Origin of the sequence: Haloarcula sp. CBA1115 (assembly GCF_000827835.1) — an archaeon.
GTDB lineage: Archaea > Halobacteriota > Halobacteria > Halobacteriales > Haloarculaceae > Haloarcula > Haloarcula hispanica.
Genome location: NZ_CP010529.1, coordinates 2,415,285 through 2,427,727, shown reverse-complemented (window position 1 = coordinate 2,427,727; position 12,443 = coordinate 2,415,285). Strand labels below are relative to the sequence as shown.

Annotated in this window: 18 protein-coding genes and 2 tRNA genes; 14 read left to right on the top strand and 6 right to left on the bottom strand. The window is 63.2% G+C overall.

Annotated elements, in window-relative coordinates; genetic code table 11:
• Positions 1 to 8 precede the first annotated feature (8 nt).
• The 3 genes from aroA (at position 9) to SG26_RS12195 (ending at position 3,220) form a co-directional block, all read left to right on the top strand.
• The gene (aroA, locus tag SG26_RS12205; RefSeq protein WP_050037700.1) at positions 9 to 1,298 is read left to right on the top strand and encodes a 3-phosphoshikimate 1-carboxyvinyltransferase; all 1,290 of its coding nucleotides are present in this window, start codon (positions 9 to 11) and stop codon (positions 1,296 to 1,298) included.
• 94 nt (positions 1,299 to 1,392) lie between these two features.
• A complete protein-coding gene (aroC, locus tag SG26_RS12200) occupies positions 1,393 to 2,592 on the top strand; it encodes a chorismate synthase (RefSeq protein WP_050037699.1) in 1,200 nt (399 codons plus the stop codon).
• Between the two features lies 1 nt (position 2,593).
• The gene (locus SG26_RS12195) at positions 2,594 to 3,220 is read left to right on the top strand and encodes a uracil-DNA glycosylase family protein (RefSeq protein ID WP_050037698.1); all 627 of its coding nucleotides are present in this window, start codon (positions 2,594 to 2,596) and stop codon (positions 3,218 to 3,220) included.
• On the opposite strand, the gene SG26_RS12190 is transcribed toward SG26_RS12195, so the two are convergent.
• On the bottom strand, positions 3,221 to 3,763 hold the full coding sequence (locus SG26_RS12190; RefSeq protein WP_050037697.1) for a hypothetical protein: 543 nt from the start codon (positions 3,761 to 3,763) through the stop codon (positions 3,221 to 3,223).
• A gap of 100 nt (positions 3,764 to 3,863) precedes the next feature.
• Between SG26_RS12190 and SG26_RS12185 the strand changes: the two genes are divergently transcribed.
• From SG26_RS12185 to SG26_RS12135, 11 genes are all read left to right on the top strand, one after another.
• Positions 3,864 to 4,616, top strand: a complete 753-nt coding sequence (locus tag SG26_RS12185) for a hypothetical protein (protein WP_050037696.1) — start codon at positions 3,864 to 3,866, stop codon at positions 4,614 to 4,616.
• Between the two features lie 26 nt (positions 4,617 to 4,642).
• Positions 4,643 to 4,726 (top strand) — tRNA-Ser (locus SG26_RS12180).
• A 493-nt stretch (positions 4,727 to 5,219) separates the two neighbouring features.
• Entirely contained in the window at positions 5,220 to 6,482 is a 1,263-nt protein-coding gene (locus SG26_RS12175) for a PGF-pre-PGF domain-containing protein (RefSeq protein ID WP_014039793.1), read from the top strand.
• 45 nt (positions 6,483 to 6,527) lie between these two features.
• Complete coding sequence (locus tag SG26_RS12170) at positions 6,528 to 6,827, top strand: DUF5785 family protein (protein WP_004593490.1); 300 nt, start codon at positions 6,528 to 6,530, stop codon at positions 6,825 to 6,827.
• Between the two features lie 55 nt (positions 6,828 to 6,882).
• A complete protein-coding gene (locus SG26_RS12165) occupies positions 6,883 to 7,221 on the top strand; it encodes a hypothetical protein (protein WP_050037695.1) in 339 nt (112 codons plus the stop codon).
• 108 nt (positions 7,222 to 7,329) lie between these two features.
• Positions 7,330 to 8,103 carry a GTP cyclohydrolase III gene (locus SG26_RS12160; protein ID WP_014039791.1) on the top strand — a complete coding sequence of 258 codons (774 nt, stop codon included), beginning with the start codon at positions 7,330 to 7,332 and terminating at the stop codon, positions 8,101 to 8,103.
• 67 nt (positions 8,104 to 8,170) lie between these two features.
• Positions 8,171 to 8,746 carry a CBS domain-containing protein gene (locus tag SG26_RS12155; protein WP_050037694.1) on the top strand — a complete coding sequence of 192 codons (576 nt, stop codon included), beginning with the start codon at positions 8,171 to 8,173 and terminating at the stop codon, positions 8,744 to 8,746.
• Between the two features lie 86 nt (positions 8,747 to 8,832).
• The gene (locus SG26_RS12150; protein WP_014039789.1) at positions 8,833 to 9,300 is read left to right on the top strand and encodes an N-acetyltransferase; all 468 of its coding nucleotides are present in this window, start codon (positions 8,833 to 8,835) and stop codon (positions 9,298 to 9,300) included.
• A 32-nt stretch (positions 9,301 to 9,332) separates the two neighbouring features.
• Positions 9,333 to 9,406: transfer RNA gene (locus SG26_RS12145), tRNA-Thr, on the top strand.
• Positions 9,407 to 9,441: 35 nt separating this feature from the next.
• Positions 9,442 to 9,846, top strand: coding sequence for a peptide-methionine (R)-S-oxide reductase MsrB (gene msrB, locus SG26_RS12140; RefSeq protein WP_014039788.1), 405 nt, complete (start codon positions 9,442 to 9,444; stop codon positions 9,844 to 9,846).
• 48 nt (positions 9,847 to 9,894) lie between these two features.
• On the top strand, positions 9,895 to 10,608 hold the full coding sequence (locus tag SG26_RS12135; RefSeq protein WP_014039787.1) for a hypothetical protein: 714 nt from the start codon (positions 9,895 to 9,897) through the stop codon (positions 10,606 to 10,608).
• Here SG26_RS12135 and SG26_RS12130 read toward each other — a convergent pair.
• The 5 genes from SG26_RS12130 to rpl7ae form a co-directional block, all read right to left on the bottom strand.
• Positions 10,581 to 10,838 (bottom strand): glutaredoxin, encoded by a 258-nt coding sequence (locus SG26_RS12130; RefSeq protein WP_014039786.1) that lies wholly within the window; start codon positions 10,836 to 10,838, stop codon positions 10,581 to 10,583. The genes SG26_RS12135 and SG26_RS12130 overlap by 28 nt on opposite strands.
• 66 nt (positions 10,839 to 10,904) lie before the next feature.
• Entirely contained in the window at positions 10,905 to 11,369 is a 465-nt protein-coding gene (gene ndk / locus SG26_RS12125) for a nucleoside-diphosphate kinase (RefSeq protein ID WP_008310318.1), read from the bottom strand.
• Positions 11,369 to 11,737 carry a 50S ribosomal protein L24e gene (locus SG26_RS12120; protein ID WP_014039785.1) on the bottom strand — a complete coding sequence of 123 codons (369 nt, stop codon included), beginning with the start codon at positions 11,735 to 11,737 and terminating at the stop codon, positions 11,369 to 11,371. The genes ndk and SG26_RS12120 overlap by 1 nt, the downstream gene beginning before the upstream one ends.
• A 2-nt stretch (positions 11,738 to 11,739) precedes the next feature.
• Entirely contained in the window at positions 11,740 to 11,967 is a 228-nt protein-coding gene (locus SG26_RS12115) for a 30S ribosomal protein S28e (protein WP_004516764.1), read from the bottom strand.
• Between the two features lie 11 nt (positions 11,968 to 11,978).
• Positions 11,979 to 12,341 carry a 50S ribosomal protein L7Ae gene (rpl7ae, locus tag SG26_RS12110; RefSeq protein WP_004593501.1) on the bottom strand — a complete coding sequence of 121 codons (363 nt, stop codon included), beginning with the start codon at positions 12,339 to 12,341 and terminating at the stop codon, positions 11,979 to 11,981.
• Positions 12,342 to 12,443 lie beyond the last annotated feature (102 nt).

The window sequence follows — 12,443 nt, the reverse complement described above, 5'->3', positions numbered from 1 at the left end:
GACCGGGCATGGACATCACGATTACCGAATCGACGGTCGAGGGGACGGCGCAAGCACCGCCGTCGAAGAGCTACACGCACCGGGCGGTGCTGGCTGCGGGCTACGCCGACGGCGCGGTCGTCCACGACCCGCTCGTGAGTGCGGATACGAAGGCCACAATGCGAGCGGTCGAGGCCTACGGCGGGAGCGTCTCACTGGCTGAAGACGAGTCGACGGTCGAAGTCACGGGCTTCGACGGCCGGCCGGAGACGCCGGACGACGTGATCGACTGTGCCAACAGCGGGACGACGATGCGACTGGTCACCGCGACAGCCGCACTGCAGGACAATCTCGCGGTACTGACTGGCGACGAATCCCTCCGGTCGCGTCCCCAGGGGCCACTGCTCGACGCCACCGAACAACTTGATGGCAACGCCGAATCGACTCGCCGGAACGGGCAGGCCCCGCTCGTGGTCGGCGGCGGCATCGACGGCGGCGGGGTCGAAATTCCCGGCGACGTGTCCTCGCAGTACATCACCGCCTTGCTGATGGCGGGGGCCGTCTCGCCGGACGGCATCGATATCGACCTGACGACCGAGCTGAAATCGTCGCCGTACGTCGATATCACGCTGGAGGTGCTGGACGCGTTCGACATCAACGCCCAGAAGACCGATACCGGGTTCACCGTCGAGGGCGGTCAGTCCTACACGCCAGCGGGCGGCGACTACAACGTCCCCGGGGACTTCTCGTCGATGAGCTACCTGCTCGCGGCCGGTGCGCTCGCCGCCGAGGACGGCCTGCGCGTCACGTCGGCGTTCCCCAGCGCTCAGGGCGACGCCGCCATCGTCGACATCCTCGACCGGATGGGGGCCGACCTCGACTGGGACGAGGAAACCGGCGAAATCACCGTCACGCAGTCCGAGCTAACCGGTATCGAGGTCGGCGTCGAAGACACGCCGGACCTCCTGCCGACCATCGCGACGCTTGGGGCCGCCGCCGACGGCGTCACCCGAATTACCGACGCCGAGCACGTCCGGTACAAGGAGACTGACCGCGTGAGCGCGATGGCTGAAGAACTGACGAAGATGGGCGCTGAGGTGGAGGAACACCAGGACGAACTGTTCGTCTACGGCGCGGACAGTGACCTCATCGGCACGACCGTCGAAGGCCGCGCGGACCACCGCATCATCATGTCGCTGGCCGTCGCCGGCCTCGTCGCCGACGGCGAGACAACTGTGACCGGCGCGGAACACGTCGACGTGTCCTTCCCGGACTTCTTCGACGTGCTCGATTCGCTCGGCGCGGCCGTCGAGCGGTAGATAGCGGGGATACCGACGCTATCGTCGCCTATAGCGGGACAAGCACCGGCCACATCTACAAGGTTCAAATGCCCCCAACCCCGACACCACTGTAATGAACGGCAACGAGTTCGGTCGTCTGTTCCGCATGACGACCTACGGCGAGTCCCACGGGGAGGCGATGGGCTGTACCGTCTCCGGCGTCCCGGCGGGCGTCGAACTCTCAGCGGAAGAGATACAGAAAGACCTCGACCGGCGCAAGCCCGGCCAGTCGATGATTACCACCTCCCGGGGCGAACCGGATAAGGTGACGATTAACTCCGGGATTCAGGACGGGTACACGACGGGCACGCCCATCGGAATGGTTATCGAGAACAAGGACGCCCGCTCGGGCAAGTACGAGCCATTCATTACGGCTCCGCGACCGTCCCACGGCGACTACACCTACTCCGCGAAGTTCGGGACCCGAAACTGGGGCGGCGGCGGCCGGTCCTCGGCCCGCGAGACAGTCAACTGGGTCGCCGCCGGCGGCGTCGCCAAGCAGATCCTCGAACAGTCCGACTACGACGTCCAGATCAAGGCCCACGTCTGCCAGATCGGCGACGTCGAGGCCGGCCCGGTGACCTTCGAGGACATGCTCGAACACAGCGAGGAAAACGAGGTCCGCTGTGCCGACCCCGACGCGGCCAAGGAGATGCGCGACCTGGCCGACAAGCACCAGAAGGAGGGCGACTCCATCGGCGGCGCGATTTACTTCGAATGTCGCGGCGTCCCGTCCGGCCTCGGCGCGCCACGGTTCGATAGCTTCCCGTCCCGGCTCGGCCAGGCGATGTACTCGATTCCGGCGGTCAACGACTTCGAGTACGGCATCGGCCGCGAGGCCCGGACGACGAAGGGCAGCGAGTACACCGAGAACTGGGAGTTTAGTGAGGACGGCCACCCCACGCCTGTCGGCAACGACCACGGCGGCATCCAGGGGGGCATCACGACCGGCCAGCCAATCTACGGCGAGGTGTCGTGGCACGCGCCGGTGTCGATTCCCAAGACCCAGAAGACGGTCGACTGGGAGACGGGCGAAGGCAAGGAAATTACCGTCACCGGCCGCCACGACCCGGTCCTGCCGCCGCGGGCGGTCCCGGTCGTCGAGGCCATGCTGGCCTGTACGGTCCTCGACTTCATGCTGCTCGGCGGCCGCATCAACCCCGACCGGCTCGACGACCGACCGGGCGAGTACGACACCGACTACCACCCGTCCAGTCCGCAGAACGACCCCGAGGACGCGGACACCCACGCCAAGACCCTCGACGACGAGTAAGATGGACGCCCAACAGGAATCCAAGTCGAACCCGTTCGGGATGGACGAGGAGTGCCAGAACTGCCCCGCACTGTGTGAGACGCGAGAGAACGTCGTCCACGGCTACGGGGACGTGGGCGCTGAGTTCATCGTCCTCGGCGACTCGCCTGCGGCCGGGGCCGATGAGTCCGGCATCCCGTTCACCGGCGAGAGTGAGCGCGAACTGCTCGACATCCTCGCCGCAGTCGACATGTGCTCGGACCCGGACGCCGACAGGCCGCAGTTAGAGAACACCTTCCTGACCTACGTGACCCGCTGTCGCCATCCCGAAAGGGACGCAACCGACGAAGAGGTCGTCAACTGCGAACCGTATCTCAACAGCGAGATACGGATGATAAATCCCGAGATATTGCTACCGGTCGGCCAGCGTCCCCTCGAAGAGTTAGCCTTCGAATACACGACGATGAGCGAGGACGAACTCGACATCGAGGACCGGCACGCGACGACGATCCGCGGTCGGGGATTCGAGATCCTTCCGATGATGCCGCCGAGTGAACAGACCGATGCGGAACGGACAGCGTTTCTGGAGCACCTCAGCGAGACGCTCGGACAGGACTACCGGCAGACGAAGGGCCGACGCGGGCGGTAGTCAGGTATCGGACTGGACTTCGGTCTCAGCGGTCTGGAGCAACTCTTCCGGGCTCGACACTGTCCCGTACTCAGTTGCCGCCTGTAGCCGGTTTTCGGCGTCGTGGCGGTACTGGCTCGCCTGTGTCGATTCGCCCTGTTCGCTGGCGTAAGTCATGCCGCTGAGCCACTCGGCGGCCTGCCAGAGACAGGTCGCTTTCTTGCGCGCCCGTTCCGCTAACTCGGTCAGCGAGTCGTCGTCCGCTTCGCGAACAGTCGTCGTGAACTCCTCGACGCTTTCCTCGAAGTCCGCCGCGGCACTGTCGAACCCACCGCGAGCGAGCGCCATCTCCCCGTCTTCGACGGTCGCCAGCGCGTCGGATAGCTGCCGGCGCGCTTCGCGATACCGCGTGTAGCCGATATGGTACGCCCGTTGTGCCGCCGCAGTCCCGGACAACGTGGCTTCGCGTTCGCAGTCGCGGCATACGATCTTGGGTCGTGGCTCCCCGAGAACCCGGTACTCCGACCCACATCCGTCACATCTGTAGGTCTGGGATTGCTCCATATAGTTTCTCTTAGTTATCAAATACTGCTCACATCTTATAATTGTTCTGTAGCTGCGTCGGAACACAAGCGACTAATCACAGTCGGGCCGAGAAGACAGTATGACTACGGTAACTGTACTGGCTGATCCGCCAGTCGAAGGGTTCGTGTTACAGGACCTGGCGGGCGACCTCTTTGACGACGCCGAGGCGGCCAAGCTGTACGAAGCCATGCTGCTCGACGTCTGTCGTGCGGTGGAGATCAGCGGGGCCGAGCTGTTGGTGAACTACCGTGCCTCGGAGCAGGTCCCGGACGGCGTAGACCCCGAGACCGCGGTGCGAGAGCCAGTGACAGAGGCCCTCGAATCACCGGGCAACGCCCGGTTCGAGGTACAGGTCGGCTCGACGTTCGCCGGTCGGGTCGGGAACACTGTCACACACCTCCTCAACCGGGAAGACGTCGCAACCGTCGCCGCCGTCGAACCGACAGCGGCACTGTTGAACCGCCAACTCATCGACAGCGCGGCGATGAAACTCCGATCCAGCGGCGTGGTACTCGGCCCTGCTGAGGGCGGCCGTGTCTACTACGCGGGTTTCGGCGAGCCGATAGATTTCGAGGACAGCTACGCCACCCCGGCGGTCGAAACCATCGGCGAGCGCGCCGCGGATGCCGGCCTCGACGTGGACTTTCTCCCGTCAACGCCGGTCCTCGAAACGCAATCGGATCTCAAAACGATGGTTCCGCTGCTACGCGCCCGGAACCGAGCTGGTCGGGTCGTACCGGAACGGACGATGACGTTCTTCGATGACCTCGGAATCCGTGTTGTCGACAACGACGGCGAGCCGACCGTGGTCCGAGAGACCGACAGGTCTTAGAAGGCCCACGCAGTATGCCCGACTGCGGTGGGATGGCAGAGCGGCCTATTGCGCCTGCCTTGAAAGCAGGTATCCTCACGGATTCCTGGGTTCAAATCCCAGTCCCACCGTATTTTGCCACGAACAAACCGTGAGTGGCAAGTGCACCAGCTGAGATTTGAAGCCGACGAGTCGCAGCCCTCGCAACGGCGTGAGCAGGACCGTCTTGGCTCGGTTCAAATCCCAGTCCCACCGTATTGCTCCGAGCAAATGCGCGAGGAGCCATCGGTATGTACTGGCGGTTTGAACCCTGCAAGTCGCAGCGCACACAGTGAGTGCGACCGTCTTGCTCTGGTTCGAATGCAACTACAGCAACGTTCGGTCCAGTCTAAGAGCCTACAGAAGAGGTGGACAGAATTCGCTGCCTTCCGATGTGTAGGCACAGTTTACCGAATCGAAGCAATCGGGCGGTTTTATGTCGGTGGTCCGGATTATATCCGTGTAATGGTACGTGAAGATAGGTCCCCAAGACAGCATCTTCCGGGCCTCCCAATCGTCTGTGTCGTCTCTCTCCTCCTCGCAGCCACGGTAGCGGGCCCCGCTGTTGCTGAACCGAGTCTGTTCGTGTCCGGCGCGTCGAAAGACGCGAACACGATACTGGCCGGTGAATCAGTAAACGTTACCGCAACGGTCCATAACACCGGCAGTTCGGGCGGTGCGATGGGTATCGAGTACGTAGTAAACGGCACGACTAGAGCGACCGAACGGGTGGTCGTCGACGCCGACTCGTCGGTCGAGCGGACGCGGGCACTGGAGTTCGATGCCCCCGGAACGTACAGGATTAAGGTCCAGAGCCCAGGGAAATCAGCTGGGCGAGTCAAGGTCAAGCCGGCACTAGTCGAGACAACGCGTACGGACTCGACTACGCGGCAGCTCAAGATACGCGGTGGGACAGTCCCGACGAACGAACCCTACGAACTGAACGTATCGGAACAAACGAACCGATCCTTTGCCGTCCAGTCCTGGACGGTCAACGCATCACGGCAGGCATTCACGCAGGACGTGACCGAGTACACTGATCCCAGCGCGGCAGACCTTGCGGTACCGTCCGGTGACGACGCATCGGTGTTCGGTGTGGTGACTGTCGGGTCGTCGGACGGCGTCGAGCCGTCGTCGATGCAGTTCGCGCTGGACCGCTCAACACTCCAGTCAGCCGGAATAGCACCACAGGATGTCCGCGTGTATCATCGCATCAACGGATCCTGGAAAGCCGCCGAAACGACCGTCGCCACGGAGCAGCCCGACCGTATCGTTTACGAGGCGGATACCGCAGGGACGACGGCCTACGCCATCGGGAAAATTGAGCCGTCGTTCTCCGTCACACGAACGTCAGTCGTCAGCGAACAGGCGACAGACGGATATCGGGTCAGCGTCAGAGGGACTGTCGAAAACGCCGGCAGTGCCCCAGGCACGTACGACGCGCAGATGCGGGTAGACGACGAGGTCGTCAACCAGACCTCAGTGACTGTGCCGGCAGACACCGAACAGACCGTGACGCTGTCGACGGTCGTGACGACGCCGGGGACGTTCCAGATCAGCTTCAACGACGCCAACGCCGGTGAAATCAAAGTAACCGAGAGCCAGCTCCAGACCGACGAGAACGGCGGTGCCGAGCCGAAGACAGAGCCGACGGGAACGGAGCCAGCAGTCCAGACCGAACCCGCGGGTGACGGTGACGGCGGACTCGGGCCGCTCCCGGCGACGGTCATGGGCCTCAGTACAGTGCTGGTCATCGGCGGACTTCTCGGTGCGTTGCTCCTGTTCGGCGTCGTCATCGTGCTCCTCCGACGGGGTGGCAGCCGGAACGACAGCGGCTTCGAACTGTAGGCGGGGAGAGAAACCCTTTTTGTGCCAGTGTCCAGAGAACCGCGTATGGATTGGCCACACGATCCGGACGGTGAGGAAGGAAGCGAGGGCCGGCGCAAGTACGGCCACGCTGTGCTGGCGAAGAAAGTCGACGAGGACGAGGACTTCCCACTGACTGCCGAGGAATACGTCGAACAGTACGGGGACCACCCGGTTCGGATCGACTACGAGACGGTCGTCAGCGTGGCGGACATCTTCGAATACGTCGATCAGGAGGAGTTCGAAGACTTCCCGGACTTCCACAAATCTCTCGGGCGCGCGCTGCGCGAAGCGGACTGGTGGCCGTACAGACTCGAACAGGCCTGACTGCGAAGTGTGTGGGCACGACACATACTTGTGGGAGGCCGATGTAGCGTCGCGTATGGCGACGACATCTTCAAGCGGCGACCGCACCGAGCAGGGACTCCCCGAGGAGGTTGTTGCCGATCTGTTGTCGGACGACACTCGCCGTCGTGTGCTCTCGATACTGGCAGACCGCGGTGAACCGGTTGTCGTAGCAGACCTCGCGGCGGCGGTTCTGGCGGCCCAGCGTGACATCGAGCCAGCGGCAGTCCCTGACACTGACAGGGACGAACTCACCGAGGAACTGTTCACCGAACACCTCCCGAAACTGACGGCAACAGATATCGTAACATACGATTCGATGGTCGGGACCGTCGAGATACAGCGCCCCGACGCGGTGCCGACTGACCCCCGTTGAATCGGCTCGCATGTCCGGAGTCCGACACCGGCCGGACCGGCCTTCAGTCCACTCTGCCGGTTAATTTCGACAGAGCAATACCCGTTGCTTCTAAACGAACGATGGACAGTGACCAACACCCAGATCACCCATATACAGATTGATAACTACGGGCCGTGGACTGTGACGCCTGAGCCCCGCCGTGAAGTCGACCTGCAGACGCTCCAGTCCCGGTTGTACGCTGACCTCGCACAGTTGTTCGGGAACCGCGACGGCTACATCTTCTTCTCGCGGTTCGACAACATGATCGCCGTGACGAACGGACTGGACGAGGCGGCACACGCACTCATTCAGGAGTCCGTCGGCAATCGCTACCCGGTGACGATGAGCCTCTCGGTCGCGACGGGAACGACACCCGTCTCGGCGCTGGGAACGGCAACAGAGCAGCTACAGGAGGCCGGTAGCGCACAGGACAAGGGCCGGCGAGAAGTGCTACGCGGTCAGACGATCGACGAGGAGTTCCGGAAGCCCACAGACGTGCAACTCGCGCATTTCGATGTCGACGACGCCACCGAGAAGTACACCGACCAGCTCAACGAGTTCGACACGTTCATCCAGATCGAGCAGGGGTACGCGGCGCTCATGAAGTATATGCGCGAAGCCCACGACTCGTTGTCGTTTTTCGTCGGCGGCGACAACGTCATCGCGGTCTGTCCGGACCTGGACGAGGCGGACTACCACGACGCAATCAACCACGTCCGTGACGCGGTCGATGTAGAGTTGAAAGTCGGTGTCGGACGCGGGCGGACGGCAGCTACGGCCGGGATGGACGCCAAGCACGCGTTAGAGACCTGTCGGGCGACTGGCGAGGCCGTTACCATCGAAACCGAGACAACCGAGTAAGTTGTGAACCACGCGATATAAACGTAGTGGAGGTATCTTTTAGACCGGTCGTGTGGTACTTAGACACATGAACGGTGAGGTCACTGTGCGGGAGGTTATGAACAGAGAGTACGTCGGCGCAAGCGAGTCCGACGACCTCCTCGAAACGACGGAGTTGCTGATCCGAGAGGACCAGCATCCGATTCTCGTGTTACGGGGGAACGAACCGGTCGGTGTCGCGACGGACAGAGACGTACTGGCATACATCGTCGACGGCGGTGACCCGGAGACTGCCACCGTCGGCGACGTGATGCGTGAATCCATTCCGACAATTGGCCCCGATGCTGGACTCCCGGCGGCCCGGGACCGAATGGCGACACGGTCCGCCGAGTTCCTCCTAGTAACGGCTGACGGAGAGCCGCTCGGGACGCTGACTGAGCACGATATCCTCTCGACTGCACGATTAGAGAGCGAGTCGACAGACGTCGTCGAACAGCCCTCGCCGGTTGCGACAACTGGGCAGGAAGCCACCACCGACGGGATGCAGTCCGCCGTCGAGGATTCGTTCGATAATCAGGGCATCTGTTCCGCCTGTAGCACGTTTACACGGGACCTGGCGTCGTTCAACGGGCAACTCCTCTGTGCGGACTGTCGTGACGTCTGACCCACGCCAGCCGGCCCCGCCTCTCACAGCGGACGGATACGGCGGCGTAGCCGAACTGTTTTGACCGTACGACACGGAGCACCACCGTGGAAATCGCCACCGCCTCGATGGACGACGTGGACACCATCGTCGACCTGTGGGTCCGACTGGCGGAGAGCCAACGTACCCACGGGTCACATCTGTTCGGGGACCGGAACCGGACTGCGGTCCGGGAGACTGTCGTACAGCGCGTTGTCGCCGAGAACGTCCGTATCGCCCGTATAGACCGGCAGATCGTCGGGTTCGTCATGGTGACCATCGACAGCGGCCGGTACGAACAAGACGAGACGCGGGGTATCATCGAGAACATCTTCGTGGAACCGGTCCACAGGAGTCAGGGAGTCGGTAGCGAACTGCTCGATACGGCGGAGGAACTACTTCGCGAAGCCGGTGCGGATATCCTCGCGCTGGAGGCGATGGCGGACAACGAATCCGCCCGACAGTTCTACCGAGCACACGGCTACGCACCACACCGGATCGAGCTCGAAAAGCCGACCGAAAACGATACTCTCTAAACGGTCCCCACACAACGCAGGTATGCAACCGCGCCAGGGGAGCTTGGGTGGTCCAAGCACTCGACTTGTAATCGAGAGTTCGTGGGTTCAAATCCCACCCCTGGCTTCACGTTTTTACCGCTGGGGTGCATACGGTGGCGCATGAGTGAATCCGAAGGAGAACTCCCGGACAACGACGAAGAGTGGCGCGAAATTCTCTCCGACGAGGAGTACCGAATCCTCCGCGAGTCCGGAACAGAGCCGCGGTTCAGCAGCGACCTCATCGACGTAGAAGACGAGGGCGTGTTCACCTGTGCCGGCTGTGGGACAGAACTGTTCGATAGCGACAGGAAGTTCGAATCGGAGACTGGCTGGCCGAGCTTCTGGGACGTGTATCAGGAAGGCAACGTCGAGACACAGGCGGACAACAGCCACGGGATGGAGCGAACGGAAGTCGTCTGTGCCGAGTGTGGCGGTCATCTAGGCCACGTATTCGACGACGGACCGGAGCCGAGCGGGAAGCGATACTGCATCAACGGCGCGGCGCTCGACTTCGAGTCGGAGTAGCGACCACCGGAACCCTTTTTTCCGTCATTGAAGTTGATACGGCTAGACGTGACTGAACACGGGACCGACGAGGCGGACAACGAGGGGGCCGGGGCGCCGGTCGACGAGTCGCTGGTGGACGAGCCACCGACCGCCGCTGCCGAGCAGCCACAGCCGGAGAGTCACCTGCTAGCTGAGAGCCTCCGAACGTTTCCGTGGCTCCGGGCTGCCGGCGTCGCCGCCGGGACGCTGGCTGTCGAGTATCTGCTCGTCACGCTGCTGTTTCTCGTCGGCCCGCCGGAGGTCGGCCTGCAGGAGCTGTCGGACCGGCTGATCCAGTACGGGTTCGTGCTGTACAACGCCCATCATGTGCCGACACTGGTGACTGCGACAGGTGCCGAGGTGTACGGCTCGGCCGCGCGGAACGTCCTGTACGGTGTTGAGAACGCGAGCATCCCCCCTATCGTCTATTTCCTGATACCAATCGTCTCGCTGCTCACCGTCGGCGCACTGTTCGAACGCTACCGCGGCGATTCCCGGTCGGACAGCCTGCTCGAAGAGGCGGCGCTCGTCGGGACCGGCATCGGCTTTGGCTACGTCGTCACTGGGTTTATCGGGAGCTTCGTATTCGTCCGGACAGTTATGTTCGACGGCGGGGGCGAGGGACAGGCCGCGCCAGCGGTGCTGTGGCTCCTGATTCTGATGTTCTTCCTCCCACTGATATTTGCGAGCCTCGGCGCGGCCGCCCGCTACCTCTACACCGACTGGGCTTCGGGCGCGTAGGTCGTCTCGATAAATTCGAGGATGCGCTCGGACTCGGCCATCGTGACCCCGCGGTCGTCGTCGACCAGCACCGGGACGCCCCGCTGGCCGGAGACCCGCTTCACTTCGTCACGTTCTGAGTGCAGCGCCTCGACCCAGACGCTGTCGTAGTCGATGTCGAGTTCGTCCAGTCGGTCGGCGACCTTCTCGCAGTACGGACAGCCGTCGAGCTGGTAGAGCGTCAGGCTCATACTGAGCGGTACGGACGCCGCCCTCAAGGTGGTTGTGCTCGAAAAAACGCGACAGCCGATCTGTCGTTACTCGTACAGCCAGGGCGCGTCGATCTGGTCCCAGTCGACGAGTTCGTCCTCGTCGAAGAACAGCTCGATTTCGCGCTCGTTTGCGCCCTCGTCCTCGTGGTCGGAGCCGTGGATGACGTTCCGACCGAGGTCGAGGCCGTAGTCGCCGCGGATGGTGCCGGGAGCCGACTCGGCCGGGTCAGTCTCGCCCATCATGGTGCGGACCTGCCGGGTCGCGTCCTGACCTTCCCAGACCATCGCGAACACGGGACCGGAGGTGATGAAGTCGACGAGCCCGTCGAAGAACGGCTTGTCCTCGTGCTCGCCGTAGTGCTCCTCAGCGAGCTCCTGGTCGATCTGCATGAACTTGCCGCCGACCATCTTCAGGCCGCGGTCCTCGAAACGGGAGACGATGTCCCCGATGAGGCCGCGCTGGACGCCGTCGGGCTTGACCATCACGAACGTGCGCTCGTGCTCGGACATTACGCTTCAGCCTCCTCGGCTTCTTCGTCCTCGACGTCTTCGTCCGCGTCGGTCTCGTCAGCGTCGTCGGCGTCAGCTTCGTCCGCAGCCGCTTCCTCGTCGGTGTCTGCGTCAGCTTCCTCGGCATCAGCTGCCGGCTCTGCTTCCGCCTCTTCAGCTTCGTCTTCAACCTCTGTCTCGACCGCACCGGCTTCGCCGCGGGCAGTGTCGGTCCATTCGAGGTTGCGGGCCTCGCGGCCCAGATCGGCGTTGTTCTCGCACTTCGAGGAACAGAAGTGCGTGGTCGCGCCGTCCTTGTGGACGAACATCGTGCCCGTGCCGGGTTCGATGTCTGTGCCGCAGTAGTCACATTCGCGTGTCCGGGGCATGGTTACTGCCCTCCGATGGTGTCGGCCTCGCGAGCCGTCTCGCGGAGCTGGAGCACGTCACCTTCGCGGACCGGACCGAGAACGTTGCGCGTGATGATGCGCCCCTGGTTCTCGCCTTCGCGGATGCGGCACTTGACCTGCATGGCCTCGCCGTGCATCCCCGTCCGGCCCACGACTTCGATAACCTCGGCGGGCGTGGAACCGCTGCTTTCGGATTCCTCAGCGCTCATCCGAGGTCACCTCACCGAAGCTCCTCGACCTTGTCGGCGATGTCCTCGACATCGGCGTCAGCCTCACCGGCGTCGGTGACGGCTGCGGCGGCCGAGCCGACTTCGAGCCCGGCGGCGTGTCCGAGGTCGTCCTGCTGCTCGACGAAGATGAAGGGGACACCCTTCTCGTCGGCGAGTTCCGGAATGTGCATGACGATCTCCTCGGGCTGGACGTCTTCGGCGACGAAGACGAGCTCGGCGGAGCCGCGCTCGATGGACTTGGTCGTTTCGTTTGTACCCTTCTTTACAGCGCCTGTGTCCCGGGCGACCTCGAGCGCCTCGAGGGCGTCGTCTTCGAGGTCCGCGGGAACGTCGAAATCTACGTATACTGGCATTTGTATGTTCACCTCCTGCGCGCGAGCTCAGGCTCCCCCGCCGTGTCCGGGCCGCGGGGCCCGTCACACCGTGATGGTGTGTATCCTGAAAAGGCTGGGAGC